Origin of the sequence: Parahoeflea olei (genome assembly GCF_001703635.1) — a bacterium.
In the GTDB taxonomy this organism is placed as follows: Bacteria; Pseudomonadota; Alphaproteobacteria; order Rhizobiales; family Rhizobiaceae; genus Hoeflea; species Hoeflea olei.
Map to the genome: position 1 here is coordinate 204,399 of NZ_LQZT01000023.1, position 16,137 is coordinate 220,535.

Consider the following 16,137-nt stretch of genomic DNA (forward strand, 5'->3'; position numbering starts at 1 on the left):
ACCCGGCCCTGCTGCGGGCTTTTGCCTTGCGCTCACCCGTGATTGCGGTTAACCACCGCGAAACGAGATCAGACCGAAGACAGGACTTTTCATGAGCTTTATCCACTCGGATCCGCGAAAAGATAAACTGGACCTGGCCAAGTATGCTCCCAGTCAGGACAATCCGGAAACCTATTACGGGTTGCCCCAGAACGTGGCTTTCTGCTCGCGTTGCGTGATCTCGAACCAGCGTCCGAACTCGACTGTCGAGCACAAGCACACCAAGGACAGCAAGAAGCAGACCATCAATTTCGATTCCGAAGGCGTTTGCGACGCCTGCCGCATGGCCGAGCGCAAGCACGGCGATATCGATTGGGAAGAGCGCCGCCGCGAATTGCAGGCCCTGTGCGACAAATACCGCTCGCGCAATGGTCACTACGACTGCCTCGTGCCGGGCTCCGGCGGCAAGGACAGCTTCTACCAGTCGTGGATGCTGAAATACGAATTCGGCATGAATCCGCTGACGGTGACTTGGGCGCCGCATGTCTACACCGAATGGGGCTGGCGCAACTTCCAGCGCTGGATTCACTCCGGCTTCGACAACTATCTCTTGACCCCGAATGGCCGCGTCAAGCGCCTGATCACCCGCCTGGCGGTCGAAAACCTGTTCCATCCCTTCCAGCCGTTCATCTTCGGCCAGAAATCCTATGCGCCGAAAATGGCGGCGCGCATGGACATTCCGCTGATCTTCTACGGCGAGAACGAAGCCGAATACGGCAACCCGATTGCCGACAACACCTCCGCAAAGCGGGATTTCTCCTATTTCTCGAATTCGGCCGACAGCGAGATCTTCCTGGGCGGAACCTCGATCCAGTCGCTGCTCGAGGATTACAAGGTGCGTCCGGTCGATCTCGACGTCTATCGCCCCTCCAATCCGGAAGAACTCATCCGCAAGGGCATCGAGGTGCACTACCTCGGCTACTATCTGAAGTGGCACCCGCAGGCGGCCTATTATTTCGCCGTCGAGCACGGCGGTTTCGAGGCCTCTCCCGAGCGCACGCCGGGGACCTATTCGAAATACAATTCGATCGACGACCGCATCGACGACCTGCACTACTACACCACCTTCATCAAGTTCGGCATCGGTCGCACCACCTATGATGCGGCCCAGGAAATCCGCTCCGAAGACATCGAGCGCGAAGAGGGCGTCGCCCTGGTGCGCCGCTACGACGGCGAGTTCCCGGAACGGTTCGCCGACGAGCTGATGGAATATCTCAGCCTGCCCGAGAAGGAATTCCCGGACGCGTCCAGGCAGTTCGAGGCGCCGGTCATGGACCGCGACTATTTCGATGCGCTGGCCAACCGCTTCCGCTCGCCGCATCTGTGGACCTACGAGAATGGCGAGTGGAAACTCCGCCGTCGGGTCTTTGACGAGAACTGATCGCACCCGCGGGGATCGACCATGAACATCCGCCTCATCGCCCGGCTCGACGTCAAGCTCCAGCACCTGATCAAGGGTGTGCAGATGGAAGGCTGGCGCAAGATGGGCAATCCGGCCGAGCGCGCCAAGCTGTATTACCAGCAGGGCGCGGACGAGCTGCTCTACATGGATGTGGTGGCGAGCCTCTACGAGCGCAACAATCTCTCCGACATCGTCCGGGAAGTGGCGCAGGAAGCCTTCGTGCCGATCACCGTCGGCGGCGGCATCGGCGATCTCAAGTCGGTCAAGCAGCTGCTGGATGTCGGCGCCGACAAGGTGGCGATCAACACCGCTGCGACCAAGCGGCCGGACATCCTGCGCGAGATCTCCGACACCTACGGCTCGCAGGCGACGGTTCTCTCCATCGAGGCCAAGCGGCTGCCGCAGGGCGGCTGGGAAGCCATGACCGACAACGGTCGCAACCACACCGAACGCGACGTCATCGCCTGGGCGGTCGAGGGCGCGCGGCTTGGCGCCGGCGAGATTTTCATCACCTCCATCGACCGCGACGGCACCATGAAGGGCATGGATCTCGATCTGATCGCCGCCGTGACGCGCGAGGTGGATATCCCGGTGATCGCCTCGGGCGGGGCGGCAGGCAGTGCGCATGTGGCCGAGGCCGTGGGCGCGGGTGCTACCGCGGTGTCGCTCGCCAAGGCCCTCCACACCGATGCCGTCACCTTCGGCGGCCTGCGCGAAGACCTGGCCCGGGCGGCAATACCGGTCCGGGCACACAAGCCGGAGATGGTTTAGCCATGAGCACATCCGTCGTCGTGGTCGATTATGGCATCGGCAATGTCTTTTCCGTTTGCAACGCGCTCAAGCAGGCGGGCTGCGAGCCGAACCTGACCCGGGCCGCGTCCGACATCCTGTCGGCCGACAAGGTGATCCTGCCCGGTGTCGGCGCCTTCGGACGGGCGATCGGCGCGCTGCGCGATCTCGGCCTCGATGAAACGCTGCGGCGTTTCGTCGATACCGGGCGTCCGTTTCTCGGCATCTGCATCGGCATGCAGCTGCTGATGGACCGCTCGACCGAATTCGGCGAGCATACCGGGCTCGGCTTCATTCCCGGGATCGTCGACCGGATCCCCGGCACGGCCAAGGACGGCGCGCCGCTGCGGGTTCCGCATATCAGCTGGGGCGAGGTGAGCCCGGCCGCAGAGGTCTCGCCGGAAGCCTGGAACGCCACGCCGCTGGCCAATGGCGCCGACCCCGATTGCTTCTACTTCGTGCATTCCTATCACTGCACCCCGTCCGATCCCGCCCATCGCCTTGCGGTGGTCGACTATGGGGGCAACCCCATCACCGCGGCCGTCAGGCGCGACAACCTGATGGGCGTGCAGTTCCACCCGGAACGAAGCGGCCCGGCGGGCCTGGGCTTTCTCGAGCGTTTCATCAATCTCTGAGAGCTTGCACGCGACGGGCGCCGGTGGCGCCGTTTCGGTCACGGCGGAATGTGATAAGCTCGGGACGTCACGCAAAACAGGCTGGATGGCGGACAATGCTCAATTTTGCCCTCGTCGGATGCGGCCGGATCGCAAAGCGGCATTCCGAACTTCTCGGCCACGGCCAGATCGAGGGCGCGCGCCTGGTCGCCGTCTGCGACATCGTCGAGGCCAAGGCGGCGGCGATCGGCCGGCAATTCGGTGTGCCCGCCTTCACCGATATGCACGAGATGATGACGGCCTGCGACGTCGATGTCGTGGTGGTGCTCACCGAGAGCGGCAATCACGCCAGACACGTGATCGCGCTTGCGGCCCATGGCAAGCCGATCGTCGTCGAAAAGCCGATGGCGCTCACGCTCGACGACGCCGATGCCATGATCGCGGCCTGCGCGGCGTCGGGCGCGCCGCTGTTCGTGGTCAAGCAGAACCGTTTCAACGTGCCTGTCGTCAAGCTGCGTGAAGCTCTTGAGCAAGGCCGGTTCGGCAAGCTGATCATGGGCACCGTCAGGGTGCGCTGGTGCCGCGACCAGTCCTATTACGACCAGGATCCCTGGCGTGGCACCTGGGCGATGGATGGCGGCGTTCTGACCAATCAGGCCAGCCACCACGTCGATCTTCTCGAATGGATGATGGGGGAGGTCGAGAGCGTGTTCGCCAAGAGCGCCACCGCACTGGTCGACATCGAGGCCGAGGATACGGCCGTCGTCCTGCTCAAGTTCAGGAACGGCGCGCTCGGCCTGATCGAGGCAACCACGGCCGCGCGGCCGAAGGATCTCGAGGGTTCGATCTCCCTGCTCGGCGCCACGGGGTCCGTCGAGGTCGGCGGCTTCGCCGTCAACCGGCTCAGGACCTGGAACTTCGCGGACGGCCGTCAGGAGGAAGAGGGCTTCATGGAGAAATACTCGGTGAACCCGCCCAATGTCTACGGTTTCGGCCACCAGATGTATTACGAGCATGTGGTCGATTGCCTTGCCAATGGCGCCGCCCAGAGCGTTGACGGACAGGAGGGGCGAAAGAGCATAGAGCTCATCAATGCGATCTACGAATCGGTCGAGACCGGCAAGGAAGTGCTCCTGCCGGTGCGGCCGGTCCATTCCAGGCTCGGGCGCTAGCACAATGGCCGAGCCGCAGATCCGCAGCAGTGGCATTGCCGCCGACGTGCGCTTCGGTGAGGGCGTGACCGTCATCGAGCCGGTCAATCTCTACGGCTGCAGCATCGGCGAGGGGGCCTTCATCGGTCCGTTCGTCGAAATCCAGCGCGGTGTCACGATCGGCGCGCGCACCCGGGTCCAGTCCCACAGCTTCATCTGCGAATGCGTGGAAATCGGCGCCGACTGCGTGATTGCCCATGGCGTGATGTTCATCAACGACCTGTTCGGGGATGGCGGGCCGGCGCGCGGCGACACCTCGAAATGGCGCAGCACCGTGATCGGCAGCCATGTCTCCATCGGCAGCAACGCCACCATCCTCCCTGTTCACATCTGCGACGGGGTGGTGATCGGGGCGGGGAGCGTGGTGACGCGCGACATTGCCGAGCCGGGGATCTATGCCGGAAATCCCTGCCGCAAACTCAGGAACCTGCCATGATCAAGTTCCTCGACCTCAAGGCGCAGTACCGCTCGATCCAGCCGGAGATCGACGCGGCGATTGCCGCCGTGATCGCCGATGCGGCCTTTGTCGGCGGTCCCTATGCGCGGAAGTTCGAGGAGGAATTCGCCGCCTGGCTCGGCGCGGAGTGCTGCGTCGGGGTGGGCAACGGAACGGACGCGATCGAGATCGCGCTTGAAGCGCTCGGGCTGCCGCGGGGCTCGGAGGTGATCGTGCCCGGCAACAGCTTCATCGCAAGCTCGGAAGCGGTCACGCGCGCGGGCCTCAGCGTCGTGTTCGCCGATGTGGACCCGGGCCACTACACGCTGACGGCGCAGACGGTGCGGGCGAAGCTGACGCCGCGAACCTCGGCCGTCATGGCGGTGCATCTCTACGGCCACCCCTGCGACATGAGCGAGCTCAGGGCGCTGGCCGACGAGACCGGCCTGAAGATCATCGAGGATTGCGCCCAGGCCCATGGCGCCACGAGCCATGGCCGGACGGTGGGCACGCTCGGCGACATCGCCACCTTCAGCTTCTACCCGGGCAAGAATCTCGGGGCCTATGGCGATGCGGGCGCGATCGTTACCAATGATGCCGCGCTTGCGGACAAGGCCCGCAAGATTGCCAATCACGGCCGGATCGCCAAATACGACCATGAGTTCGAAGGACGGAACTCGCGCCTGGACGGGATCCAGGCGGCGGTGCTGTCGGCCAAGCTGCCGCATCTCGACGGCTGGACCCGGCATCGCATCGCGCTCGCCGAGCGCTACATGGCGGAGCTGTCCGGCCTCGAACAGATCGTGCTGCCGCGCCGCGCCAACTGGGCCCGGCAGGTCTATCACCTGTTCGTCATCCGCACCGGGCGGCGCGACGAACTCAGGCGCTGGCTCGCCGAGCAGGAGATCGAGACCGGTATCCATTACCCGGTCGCGCTGCCGCAACTGCGCGCCTACGACTATCTCGACCAGGGCGGCGAAGACCTGTTCGTGAACCAGGCCGCCGGCACCCTGCTCAGCCTGCCGATCGGCGAGCACATGAGCGAGGCCGACGTGGCGCAGGTCAGCGAGGCCCTGAAATCCTTCTTCGGCTGACATGCCGCCGGCAGGGGGCCTTTCCCGGTGCGCCGTCGCCATTTGCAGTGGACACATCCCGGCGGGTTTGTCATGTGTTGCCTTGCAAACAAGTGGCCTCCTGGGAGCGGCGCGGGCCTTGGTGACAGGCCGGATTGTCCGCTTCCTCGCGCGTCAGTGCCTTCCCGGCGTCCCGGCCCGTTGCCCCTGGAAAGGCTGCGTTCCGGCTTTGCGGTCCCGAGGCGTACATGAATGACGTGAACGGAAAGATGACGGATGCGGAGGTCGCGGGCTTCGTGCGCGAGTTCGAACGGCGCACCGGCGTGTTCGTGCAGCGGGTCCGCGGGACCGCGGTCTGGCAGCTCATCCGCTTCGAGGTGGCGGTCAGGATCCAGGGGCTGAGCCTCGAACGCGCCCCGGTCGGTCGGGGCCGGGTGCTCGGCAGTCTGGTGCGGGGCTTCGTCCGCTTTTTCGGGCTCAAGCGCGCGCCCTATCTCTGCAAGACCTTCGATTCCGCCTATCGCCGCGAGACCCCGGACGGGGTCGACGACATCTATTTCGACGATCTCAAGCCGGTGATGCCCGGCATGGTCAAGATGTCGTCCTGCGATGCGGTCGGCTATGAGCAGAGGATGGCCCGGGCGTCCACGCCGCCGGTGTTCGACGATACCGCGGTGATCGCCCTCAGCGCCATTCTGGGACGGGTTTTGCCGGTGGCGGTGCGCAGCCCTGCCTTCGACGCGATCTCCCGGGCGATCGGCGGCGAACTGGGCTTCGGGGACTATACCCCGGCCCGGATCCGCCGTGTCTACAACGTGTTCTGGTGGCGCGTTCTGCTCTACCGTCTGGTGCTGTGGCGGGTGCGCCCGAAGGCCGTGCTCTGTCCCGACAATGGCCAGTTCGGGCTGATGCGCGCGGCCGCGCAAGCGGGCATTCCCTACATCGAGATGCAGCATGGCGTCTTCACCCATGCCCACCCCAACGCGCTGCCGCCGGACCTCTCCGCGGCGGAGGCGACGGGACTGCTGGTTCCCACCGTGTTCGCGGTCTACGGCGCGTTTTCCGCCGATGTGCTGCAGGCCTCGTGGCTGCACCTGAACGACCGGGTGCGGCCCGTGGGGGCGCCGTTTCTCGAAAGGGCGCGGGCTGAGCGCGCGGCGCACTTCCGCCCCGGCGGCGTTCCGCGCCTGACGCTCAGCACCCAGGGCATCGCTCGCCAGGCGCTGGGCGACTTCATCGCCAGTTTCCTGCAGCTCTGCGAGGCGACCTTCGAACTCGTGATCAAGCTGCATCCGGCCTATGATGGCGACCAGGATTTCTATGCGCAGCGCTTCGGCAAGGATCCGCGGGTCGTGATCGAGCCGGGGACGTCGGCCATCGGCACCGATACGCTGATCGCCCGGTCCGACCTGCACATCAGCATTTCCTCCGCCTGCCACTACGATGCGTTGGGAATCGGCACGCCCACAGGCATTCTCGCGCTCGAAACGCATGAGGCGATGGCGGACCTGCTCGGGGTGCCGGGGGCCTGCCTGATCGCGACACCGGCGGATCTTGCGGGCCTCGTTCGCAACCGCGCCTTTGGTGTTGTGCCCGAGCAAACCAGCCGGTACTTCTTCGAGCGTGATTTTCCCGGCCGGGTCGAAGCCCTCCTCGAAAGCCTGGGGGCGGCGCCGGACGCGCCGGACAAGGACACGGTTGCGGCATGAGCACCATCACCATCATCGACTACGGCACCAGCAATCTCGGATCGATGAAGAACATGCTGAAAAAGCTGGGCGTCGCCTCGCGCCTTGCGACCACGGCCGACGAGGTGATGGAGGCCGAGAAGATCATCCTGCCGGGCGTCGGCGCGTTCGACGCCGGCATGCGCACGCTCAAGGCCAGCGGCATGGTCGAGGCGCTCCATGTCAAGGTGCTCGAACAGCGGGTGCCGATCCTGGGCGTCTGCCTCGGCATGCAGATGATGGGGCTGGCGAGCGAGGAAGGCAGCGAGGCCGGCCTGGGCTGGGTCGATGCGCGCTCCGTCCGGTTTCGCAGCCAGGATCATCCCGGCATGCGCGTGCCGCATATGGGCTGGAACGAGGTCCGCGGGCAGAAGCCGTCGCCGCTTCTGAGCGAGCCGCCGGAGCGGCTGCGCTTCTATTTCGCCAATTCCTACCATGTGGTCTGCGCCGATCCGGCCGACGTCCTGCTCGAAACCGACTATGCGGGGTTTCACTTCACCTCGGCCTTCGAGAAGGGGCATATCCGCGGCGCGCAATTCCACCCCGAAAAAAGCCACCGCTACGGCATGTGGTTTCTCAACAACTTCGCCTCGAGGACCTAGAGCCCAGATGCTGACCACGCGGGTGATACCGACATTGCTGCTCAGGCAGGGCGGACTGGTCAAGACCACGAAGTTCTCGAAGCCGGTCTATGTCGGCGATCCGATCAATGCCATCAAGATATTCAACACCAAGGAAGTCGACGAACTGATCCTTCTCGACATCACCGCATCCCGGGAAGGTCGGCCGCCGGCCTTCGAGACGATCGGCAACATCACCGCCGAATGCTTCATGCCGCTGGCCTATGGCGGCGGCATCCGGACCGTGGAGGACATCCGCTCCATTCTCAAGGCGGGGGTCGAGAAGGTCGTGCTCAACCATGCGGCGCTCGCCACGCCGGACCTCGTGCGACGCGCCGCCGAGGAGTTCGGAAGCCAGGCGATCATCGTCTCCATCGACGTCAAGAAGACCCTTTTCGGCGCTCCCCGGGTCTACTCCGCCAGCGGCGCCCCTGTGGCCGAGAAAGACCCGGTGGCATGGGCCCGGCAGCTCGAGGCGCTGGGCGCGGGAGAGATCTATCTCACCTCCGTCGACCACGAGGGAACGATGGCCGGCTACGATCTCGCGCTCGTCGAGGCCGTCTCGGCCGCTGTCAGCCTGCCGGTGATCGCCTCCGGCGGGGCAGGGCGCGTCGAGGACTTCAGGGCTGCCAAGGAGAAGGGCGCCTCCGCGGTCGCCGCCGGGGCGATGTTCGTCTTCCAGGGTCCGCACAAGGCGGTGCTGATCACCTATCCCCCGCGGGATCGGCTGGAAGCGGTGCTCGGCTGAGAGGCAGCCCAAAAGCAGTGTCGTTTCCCCGGGCGGGATCGTCTTTGAAAGACGCGGCCGATACCGGGCGGCAGGACGAAACTTGGTCGCATCGACCGTGTTTTCCTTTTCCCATCTGCCCGCGGCGCCCGGTGCGCGGGCGAAATACCTTTGCTGATCATGCCACAGAGGCTATGACCTGTCCGAGAGCCGGTGACCCGAACCTTCGCGAGAGCAAAGCCGCATGACAGTCTGCACACGCTGCATCATGGACACCACCGACCCCGACATCCGTTTCGATGCCGATGGTGTCTGCAATCATTGCCATCGCTATGATCTGGTCGCCAGGACCCGGCTGATCCCCGTCGGCGACCGCGACCAGCGGCTGCAGGCGCTGATCGGGGAAATCAGGGCGGCCGGGGCGGGCAAGCCCTATGATTGCGTCATCGGCGTGAGCGGCGGCGTGGACAGCACCTATGTCGCCTGGCTGGTCAAGGAACTGGGCCTGCGCCCGCTGGCGGTGCATCTCGACAATGGCTGGAACTCGGAACTCGCGGTCGCCAACATCGAGAAGACGCTCAACACGCTCGGCATCGATCTCTACACCCATGTTCTCAACTGGGAGGAGTTCAGGAACCTGCAGTCGTCCTTCCTGAAGGCCTCGACGCCCGACGGCGAGGTGCCGACCGACCACGCCATTTTTGCGCTGCTGTACCAGCAGGCGGCCAGGCACGGGCTCAGGCATGTCATCACCGGCACCAATGTGGTCTCGGAGGCGATCCTGCCGGAGAAATGGGGCTACGGATATTTCGACTGGCGCTACATCAAGGATGTGCACCGCCGGTTCGGCTCGTCACGGCTGTCGAGCTATCCGCATTTTTCGCTGATCAAGCTCGCCTATTTCGTGTTCCTGCGCCGCATTCGCATGGTCTCCATCCTCAATTATGTCCATTACGACAAGGCCGAGGCCATGGACGTGCTCCAGACCCGGCTGGGCTGGGTCTATTACGGCGGCAAGCACTACGAGTCGATCTACACCCGGTTCTACCAAGCCTATATCCTGCCGCGGAAGTTCGGCATCGACAAGCGCAAGGCGCATTACTCCAATCTCGTTCTCTCAGGGCAGATGACCCGGCAAGAGGCACTCGAGCAGATGGAACTCCCGGTCTATCCCGAGCACCTGCTCGAGGAGGATCGCGAATACACGATCAAGAAGCTCGGATTCTCCGAGGCGGAGTTCGATGCGATGATGGCCGCACCCACCAGGACCTTCGAGGACTACAAGACCAGCCACAGGATCTTCGAGATTGCCAAGAAGCTGGTCAATGCGACGCGACGCCATGTCGGCTGAAGCGGCGGAAGCCAGCGGCACGCCGGGCCGCACGCGCCCGATGAAGGTTCTCTTCATCCATGTCACCGGCGCCTTCGGCGGCTCGTCGCGCAGCCTAACGGAGGCCGTGCGCGCCTTCCCCGGGGAGATCGAAGCCCATTTCCTGACCCCGCGCGGTACCGTGGAGGGGTTTTTCGGCAAGTTGGGCCAGGTGCTTGCCGTGTCCGGCCTGAGCCAGTTCGACAACACCCAGTACAGCCACTATCGCGGCTTGCGCTGGCTGGTGATCCTGCGCGAGATCGCCAATCTGCCGGCGACGTTTTCCGCTCTCCGGGAAGCGCAGCGGCGCTGGCCGGACATCGACCTGATCCACCTGAACGAGTTCACCGGCCTTTTGCCAATGTGGCTCGCCAGGCGGCGCTACGGTGTGCCGGTCGTGGTCCATGTCCGGTCCGTCGCCCGCCTCGACCGCAAGGCCTGGCGCAGCCGCTTCGTCAATGCGGTCCTGCGCGACAGCGCCGATGCGGTGATCGCCATCGACGAGACGGTGCGCCAGAGCCTGCCGCAGGACCTGCCGGTCGAGGTCATCCACAATGCCTTCACGCCCAAGCCGGCGGGCGCGCCCGATGCCGCCTTCCTGGAACGGGTCGCGCGGCTCCGGCCCGGCGCGTTGCGGGTCGGCTTCGTCGGCAATCTGCTCAAGGTCAAGGGGATCCAGGATCTGGTCGAGGCCGCCCGGATCGTCAAGCAGCGCGGCGGCGATGTCGAATATGTCATCGTCGGCGACGACGCGCGCCCCTCCACGTCGCTCAAGGCCCGCGTGCTGCAGGCCTTGGGGCTCAATCAGAACATCAAGGCGCAGGTCCGGGCCAGGATCGCGGACTATGGGCTTGAGAGCGATTTCCACATGCTTGGCTTCATGGGCGATATCGCCCAGGCCTACCGGCATCTCGATGTGCTGTGTTTTCCCTCCCATTTCAATGCGCCCGGCCGGCCGGTTTTCGAGGCTGCGTTTTCGGCGGTGCCGAGCATCGTGGCGGTGACCGATCCGACGGACGACACCATCATCGACGGCGTGACCGGGCTGACCATTCCGCCGCATGCGCCCGAGCGTCTGGCCGAGGCGATCCTTGCCTGCGCCGCCGACCGCGACAGGACCAGGGCCATGGGCCGGGAGGCGCAGGCGCTGGCCGAGCGGAATTTCAGCGCCGAGCGCAATGCCGCGCTGCTGTTCGGCGTGTTCCGGCGCTGCCTCGACGCGCGGCGGGCCGGGCGGAAATGACCGGAGCGTTTGCCGGAGCAGGCCTCCGGCGCCCGGGTTCGGCGGGCGGCAGCGGTCGCCGGAGCGCCGCTCTGCTTGACTTTGCGGGAATGGCGCGGTTTACGAAGGCACCGGCCCGTTAACGGGAAACAATCGGAAGCGGAGAATTGCTCCCATGCAGATTGCGATTTTCGGAACCGGCTATGTCGGACTGGTCCTGGCGGCCGCGATGTCCGATGTCGGTCACGATGTCACCTGCGTGGACGTGGACGCCGGGAAGATCGCCGGTCTGCAGAAGGGCAGGGTGCCGATCTATGAGCCCGGTCTCGAAGCCCTGGTGCGCGACAACCAGGCGGCAGGGCGGCTGACCTTCACCGCCGACCAGGCTCTTGGCGTGGCATCCGCCGCCATCATCTTCATCGCGGTCGGAACCCCGCCGGACGAGGACGGCTCGGCCGACCTGCGGCACGTGCTGGAGGTCGCCGACCTGGTCGGCTCGGCGATGCAGGAGCCCAAGATCATCATCAACAAGTCGACGGTGCCGGTGGGCACGGCCGACCAGGTCAGGGCCGCCGTCAAGGCCCGGCTTGTGCAGCGGGGGCTGGCCGACCTCGGCTTCGACGTCGTCTCCAACCCGGAATTCTTCAAGGAAGGTGCTGCGGTGGCGGATTGCATGCGCCCCGACAGGATCATTCTCGGGGTCGAGACCGCCGGCGGCCGCACCGAGCAGGTGCTGCGCGAGCTCTACGCGCCGTTCAACCGCAATCACGACAAGATCCTCGTCATGGACGTGCGCAGCGCCGAGCTCAGCAAATACGCCGCCAATTGCATGCTCGCCGCCAAGATCAGCTTCATGAACGAGATGGCGGATCTCGCCGACAAGATCGGCGCCGATATCGAGAAGGTGCGCCTGGGCATCGGCTCGGATCCGCGCATCGGCTATCATTTCATTTATCCCGGCGTCGGCTATGGCGGCTCCTGTTTTCCCAAGGATGTGCGCGCGCTGATCAGCACCGCCCGCGAGCACGGCATCGATCCGGTGGTGATGGAGGCGGTCGACGCCCGCAACAACCGCCAGAAGACGCTGCTGTTCGACAAGATCCGCGCGCGCTTCGGCAGCGATCTCGGCGGACGCACCTTCGCGCTCTGGGGCCTGTCCTTCAAGCCCAACACCGACGACATCCGCGAAGCGCCCTCGCGCACGCTGATGGAGGCGCTGTGGGCGGCCGGCGCGCGCGTGCAGGCCTATGATCCGAAGGCCATGGACGCCTGCCGGCAGGTCTATGGCGACCGTTCCGACCTGGTGCTGGCACCGACTCAGGAGGCGGCGCTGGACGGCGCCGACGCGCTGGCGCTGGTGACGGAATGGAAGAGCTTCCGCTCGCCGGATATGGCGGAGATCGCCCGGAAGCTGAAGCATCCGGTCATTTTCGACGGCCGCAATCTCTTCGACCCGGCGGTCGCCGCGGGCTATGGGCTCGAAATCATCGGCATCGGACGCGCGAGCCGGCCTGCGCAGTGACCCGGCTGACCGGACCGTTCGCGAAGCCGGGCGAGCCGGCCTGCGCAGTGACCCGGATGCCGCCGAAGCGGGAACGCCTTACTCGTAGAGGTCGGGCTGGGTTCCGGCGAGCGCATGGCGCACATGGCTCACCTTCATCAGCAGTTCGCGCAGTTCCGCTTCGTCGAGGCGCCTGGTGTTGTGCGAATTGTACTCTTCCATCTGGTTGAGGCGGGCCTCGCCCTCTTCCACGAAGATCGAGTAGTTCAGGTCCCGGCCATCGGCGGGGATCCGGTAATAGCCGCCCAGATCGTCGGCGATGGCGAATTCCTCGCGGCTCAGCAGCACTTCGAAGATCTTCTCGCCATGCCGGGTGCCGATCTCCCGGATCGGATGATCCGGTTTCCCGAACAGGCCGGTGATCGCTTTCGCCAGCACCGAAACCGTGGTCGCCGGCGCCTTCTGGACGAAGATGTCGCCGTTGCGGCCATGGGTGAAGGCGTAGATCACCAGTTCCAGCGCTTCGTCCAGCGTCATCATGAAGCGGGTCATGTCCGGATTGGTGATGGTGATCGGCTTGCAGGCGCGGACCTGCTCGATGAACAGCGGGATCACGGAGCCGCGCGAGGCCATGACATTGCCGTAGCGGGTGCCGCAGATCACCGTCTGCGCGGGGTCGAGATTGCGCGAGGCAGCGACCATCACCTTTTCCATCATCGCCTTGGATATGCCCATGGCGTTGATCGGATAGACGGCCTTGTCCGTCGACAGGCACACCACCCGCTTGAGCCGGTGCGCGATGGCCGCTTCGAGCACGTTCTCGGTACCCATCACATTGGTCCGCACCGCTTCCATCGGGTGGAACTCGCAGGACGGCACCTGCTTGAGGGCGGCGGCGTGAAAGCAGTAGTCGACCCCGCGCATGGCCCGGTCGACGCTCGCCGGATCGCGCACGTCGCCGAGATAGAATTTGAGCTTGGGATGATTGTAATGCTTGCGCATGTCATCCTGCTTCTTCTCGTCCCGGCTCAGGATGCGGATCTCGCGGATGTCCGTGTCAAGAAAGCGCTTGACCGCCGCGCTGCCGAAGGAGCCTGTCCCCCCGGTAATCAACAGGACCTTGTCTGCAAACATCGGTGACTTCCCTGAATTCGGCTGGCCGGAGGCGTTCCCGGAGTTTGATGCCCGGCTCACGCACCTCCGTCAACCCGTGCCGCCCGATAACCGGACGCCGGTCACGGCGCAGCCGAAGCCGCTCCGGGCCTTGCGAGTTCGGCGATCATGTCGCCCCAGGAAGGCGGCGTGTAGCCGAAAGTCTTTCGGAACCGGGTCGAATCGAGGCTCCGGTCGATCCGGACCTCGCTGTCGGCAACCACATCGATCGCGGGATGCAGGTGCTCGCGGATCAACAGCAGCAGCGCATGCTTGTCGATCGGGTCGCTCGACACCTGGAACACACCGTGCGCCCCGGTCGTGTCCTGCAGAACCATCTCGATGATGCGCGCCATCTCGAGTGTGGTGAAGCCGGAAAAGATCGCCTTCTGATATCCCTTGACGGGGCCGCGCTGCGCCAGCGCCCATTCGAGCAGGCCGGTCTTGCGGCTGAGTTCGCGGCCGATGATCGAGGTCCTGAGCGTGACGCAGCCTTCGTCCGCCACCTCGCCCAGGAGTTTCGAGCGGCCGTAGAGATCTTCCGCGTCCGGAACGTCGGTTTCGAGGTAATTGCCCTTGCGCCCGGAAAACACGCAGTCCGTGCTCATGTGCACCAGCCGCGCGCCGGAGAGGCGGCACAGCACTGCCAGCCGGTGCGGCAGCAGCGCGTTGATTTCAAGGCTCAGGATCGACTGCATGGCCGCCGGGCGCTGCTTGACGATGCCCACGCAATTGACCACCGCATCGGGCCGGAACTGCGCCATCACCTCGCTCACGCGGTCGATGCTGCGCACATCGATGCCGAAAAACGCGTTCGTGTCGTCAAACAGCCCGCAAGCCTGGTAGGTCTGCTTGTCCTGGCGCAGCGTCACCGCCACCTGGTGGCGCGGAGACAGCTGCTTGAGGACCTGGTGGCCCAGCATGCCGTCGCCACCCAGGACAAGTATGCGCATGCCCCGCTCCATCGTCGTCCCTCCCGTCACTGCCGCGCCCGCCCGCCGGCCGCGCGGACGCTCTTTTCCGCGCGGAACCAGCCGACCAGCTGATCGAACAGCTTGTCCATGTTGTAGTGTTCTTCCATGTAGGCGCGCCCGCGCCGGCCCATCTCCGCCCGCTCGTCCGGGCTTCTGGCGGCAAGCCCGGCAATCGCGGCCGCCAGTGCCTCGGGCGAGCCGGCATCGACGCCGATGCCGGCGCCGCTGTCATGCACGATCTTCTTCACTTCCCCGCTGACCGAGGAGACGATCGGCTTTCCCGCGGCCAGATAGGATTGCAGCTTGGCGGGAACCGTCACCGCGAAGGCGGGTTCGTCGCGCAGGGAGATCAACAGCGCATCGGCCTGCCGGTAGAACGCGGGCATCGTGGTCGATGGAAACCGTCCCAGGCAATGGAAGGTCGAGGACAATCCGCGTTCGGCCACCTGCGCGCGCAGCCAGTCGAGCTTGTGGCCGTCGCCCACGACGACGAACTGGATGTCCTTGCGCTGCTTGAGCAGGCTTGCGGCCGCGAGCACCGTCCCGAAATCCTGGGATGCGCCGACATTGCCGGTGAACACCACCTTGAAACCGTCGGGCAGGCCGGGCAGGCCGGCGGCGTCGATCGGGGCCGTGTCCTTGCGAAGGTCCTCCCATTGCGGAAACCATCTCACCTCGCGCGGCTTTCCCGCCACGCGGCGGATCGAGCTTTCGAAGCCTTGCGAGGTCGCCAGAATGACGTCGCTGCCGGCATAGACCCGGCGGGCGAGCCAGCTCGCCACCCGGTCTGCGAGCGGCGAGTTGAGCATGCCCGAGGCCGACAGGCTTTCCGGCCACAGATCGAGCACCCACAGGAACATCGGCGCCCGGGCCTTCCACGCGGCCACCATGCCGGGAAATCCGACGGTCACGGGCGAGATTTCATAGACGAACACGGCGTCATGGCGCGCGCCGATGCGCAACAGCGCCACCAGGCTCGCCGTCAGCGCGAAGCTGAAATAGTTGAGCACCAGCCCGATCCTGCTCTTCCGCCCGCGCGGGATCAGCGGCGCGCGCAGGATCCGCACGCCCCCATGCGTTTCGGTCCAGGGGCCGCGCCAGCCATGGCTGGGGAAGATCCGGCCCGCGGGATAGTTGGGCAGGCCCGTGAGCACGGTCACCTCGTGCCCGCGCGCGACCAGCCCGGCGGCAAGCTCGTTGAGCCTGATGTCCTCGGGCCAGAAATACTGGCTGACGATCAGGATCCTGAGCTTGTCCCCGTCAGGCGGTCCGGCATCCATG

General features: G+C 65.3%; 15 protein-coding genes. 12 read left to right on the plus strand and 3 right to left on the minus strand.

Translation table 11 applies throughout. The features are described from left to right. The first annotated feature begins 91 nt into the window (after positions 1-91). The 12 genes from AWJ14_RS13835 to AWJ14_RS13890 all read left to right on the plus strand — a co-directional run bounded on the left by AWJ14_RS13835 (position 92) and on the right by AWJ14_RS13890 (position 12,751). Positions 92-1,420, plus strand: a complete 1,329-nt coding sequence (locus AWJ14_RS13835; RefSeq protein ID WP_066180207.1) for an N-acetyl sugar amidotransferase — start codon at positions 92-94, stop codon at positions 1,418-1,420. Between the two features lie 21 nt (positions 1,421-1,441). Further along, positions 1,442-2,212 carry an imidazole glycerol phosphate synthase subunit HisF gene (gene hisF / locus AWJ14_RS13840; protein WP_066180209.1) on the plus strand — a complete coding sequence of 257 codons (771 nt, stop codon included), beginning with the start codon at positions 1,442-1,444 and terminating at the stop codon, positions 2,210-2,212. A 2-nt stretch (positions 2,213-2,214) separates the two neighbouring features. Then, entirely contained in the window at positions 2,215-2,865 is a 651-nt protein-coding gene (gene hisH / locus AWJ14_RS13845) for an imidazole glycerol phosphate synthase subunit HisH (protein ID WP_066180213.1), read from the plus strand. Positions 2,866-2,960: 95 nt separating this feature from the next. Further along, positions 2,961-4,016, plus strand: a complete 1,056-nt coding sequence (locus AWJ14_RS13850; protein ID WP_066180214.1) for a Gfo/Idh/MocA family protein — start codon at positions 2,961-2,963, stop codon at positions 4,014-4,016. Positions 4,017-4,020: 4 nt separating this feature from the next. Then, positions 4,021-4,491, plus strand: a complete 471-nt coding sequence (locus AWJ14_RS13855) for an acyltransferase (protein WP_066180216.1) — start codon at positions 4,021-4,023, stop codon at positions 4,489-4,491. Beyond that, entirely contained in the window at positions 4,488-5,585 is a 1,098-nt protein-coding gene (locus AWJ14_RS13860; RefSeq protein WP_066180218.1) for a DegT/DnrJ/EryC1/StrS family aminotransferase, read from the plus strand. Before AWJ14_RS13855 ends, AWJ14_RS13860 begins: the two co-directional genes overlap by 4 nt. Positions 5,586-5,812: 227 nt before the next feature. Further along, a complete protein-coding gene (locus tag AWJ14_RS13865; protein WP_066180220.1) occupies positions 5,813-7,273 on the plus strand; it encodes a hypothetical protein in 1,461 nt (486 codons plus the stop codon). Beyond that, entirely contained in the window at positions 7,270-7,893 is a 624-nt protein-coding gene (gene hisH / locus AWJ14_RS13870; RefSeq protein WP_066180222.1) for an imidazole glycerol phosphate synthase subunit HisH, read from the plus strand. Before AWJ14_RS13865 ends, hisH (AWJ14_RS13870) begins: the two co-directional genes overlap by 4 nt. Before the next feature lie 7 nt (positions 7,894-7,900). Then, the gene (locus AWJ14_RS13875; RefSeq protein ID WP_066180224.1) at positions 7,901-8,659 is read left to right on the plus strand and encodes an AglZ/HisF2 family acetamidino modification protein; all 759 of its coding nucleotides are present in this window, start codon (positions 7,901-7,903) and stop codon (positions 8,657-8,659) included. 223 nt (positions 8,660-8,882) lie between these two features. Then, positions 8,883-9,989 (plus strand): N-acetyl sugar amidotransferase, encoded by a 1,107-nt coding sequence (locus AWJ14_RS13880; RefSeq protein WP_083220267.1) that lies wholly within the window; start codon positions 8,883-8,885, stop codon positions 9,987-9,989. Beyond that, positions 9,964-11,250, plus strand: coding sequence for a glycosyltransferase family 4 protein (locus AWJ14_RS13885; protein WP_083220268.1), 1,287 nt, complete (start codon positions 9,964-9,966; stop codon positions 11,248-11,250). The genes AWJ14_RS13880 and AWJ14_RS13885 overlap by 26 nt, the downstream gene beginning before the upstream one ends. Before the next feature lie 154 nt (positions 11,251-11,404). After that, a complete protein-coding gene (locus AWJ14_RS13890; RefSeq protein ID WP_066180228.1) occupies positions 11,405-12,751 on the plus strand; it encodes a UDP-glucose dehydrogenase family protein in 1,347 nt (448 codons plus the stop codon). Positions 12,752-12,829: 78 nt separating this feature from the next. On the opposite strand, the gene AWJ14_RS13895 is transcribed toward AWJ14_RS13890, so the two are convergent. The 3 genes from AWJ14_RS13895 to AWJ14_RS13905 all read right to left on the minus strand — a co-directional run bounded on the left by AWJ14_RS13895 (position 12,830) and on the right by AWJ14_RS13905 (position 16,136). After that, entirely contained in the window at positions 12,830-13,864 is a 1,035-nt protein-coding gene (locus AWJ14_RS13895) for a polysaccharide biosynthesis protein (protein WP_066180230.1), read from the minus strand. Between the two features lie 101 nt (positions 13,865-13,965). After that, a complete protein-coding gene (locus AWJ14_RS13900) occupies positions 13,966-14,835 on the minus strand; it encodes a dTDP-4-dehydrorhamnose reductase family protein (RefSeq protein WP_066180232.1) in 870 nt (289 codons plus the stop codon). Between the two features lie 26 nt (positions 14,836-14,861). Further along, positions 14,862-16,136 carry a glycosyltransferase family 4 protein gene (locus AWJ14_RS13905; protein WP_066180233.1) on the minus strand — a complete coding sequence of 425 codons (1,275 nt, stop codon included), beginning with the start codon at positions 16,134-16,136 and terminating at the stop codon, positions 14,862-14,864. Between the last annotated feature and the right edge of the window lies 1 nt (position 16,137).

Excerpts from the sequence above, each read along its gene's own strand:
- hisF (WP_066180209.1), top strand. The coding sequence starts at position 1,442 with ATGAACATCCGCCTCATCGCCCGGCTCGACGTCAAGCTCCAGCACCTG.
- AWJ14_RS13895 (WP_066180230.1), bottom strand. The coding sequence starts at position 13,864 with ATGTTTGCAGACAAGGTCCTGTTGATTACCGGGGGGACAGGCTCCTTC.
- hisH (WP_066180222.1), top strand. The coding sequence starts at position 7,270 with ATGAGCACCATCACCATCATCGACTACGGCACCAGCAATCTCGGATCG.
- AWJ14_RS13855 (WP_066180216.1), top strand. The coding sequence starts at position 4,021 with ATGGCCGAGCCGCAGATCCGCAGCAGTGGCATTGCCGCCGACGTGCGC.
- AWJ14_RS13850 (WP_066180214.1), top strand. The coding sequence starts at position 2,961 with ATGCTCAATTTTGCCCTCGTCGGATGCGGCCGGATCGCAAAGCGGCAT.
- AWJ14_RS13905 (WP_066180233.1), bottom strand. The coding sequence starts at position 16,136 with ATGGATGCCGGACCGCCTGACGGGGACAAGCTCAGGATCCTGATCGTC.
- AWJ14_RS13835 (WP_066180207.1), top strand. The coding sequence starts at position 92 with ATGAGCTTTATCCACTCGGATCCGCGAAAAGATAAACTGGACCTGGCC.
- AWJ14_RS13880 (WP_083220267.1), top strand. The coding sequence starts at position 8,883 with ATGACAGTCTGCACACGCTGCATCATGGACACCACCGACCCCGACATC.
- AWJ14_RS13860 (WP_066180218.1), top strand. The coding sequence starts at position 4,488 with ATGATCAAGTTCCTCGACCTCAAGGCGCAGTACCGCTCGATCCAGCCG.
- AWJ14_RS13875 (WP_066180224.1), top strand. The coding sequence starts at position 7,901 with ATGCTGACCACGCGGGTGATACCGACATTGCTGCTCAGGCAGGGCGGA.
- AWJ14_RS13900 (WP_066180232.1), bottom strand. The coding sequence starts at position 14,835 with ATGCGCATACTTGTCCTGGGTGGCGACGGCATGCTGGGCCACCAGGTC.
- hisH (WP_066180213.1), top strand. The coding sequence starts at position 2,215 with ATGAGCACATCCGTCGTCGTGGTCGATTATGGCATCGGCAATGTCTTT.
- AWJ14_RS13865 (WP_066180220.1), top strand. The coding sequence starts at position 5,813 with ATGAATGACGTGAACGGAAAGATGACGGATGCGGAGGTCGCGGGCTTC.
- AWJ14_RS13885 (WP_083220268.1), top strand. The coding sequence starts at position 9,964 with ATGCGACGCGACGCCATGTCGGCTGAAGCGGCGGAAGCCAGCGGCACG.
- AWJ14_RS13890 (WP_066180228.1), top strand. The coding sequence starts at position 11,405 with ATGCAGATTGCGATTTTCGGAACCGGCTATGTCGGACTGGTCCTGGCG.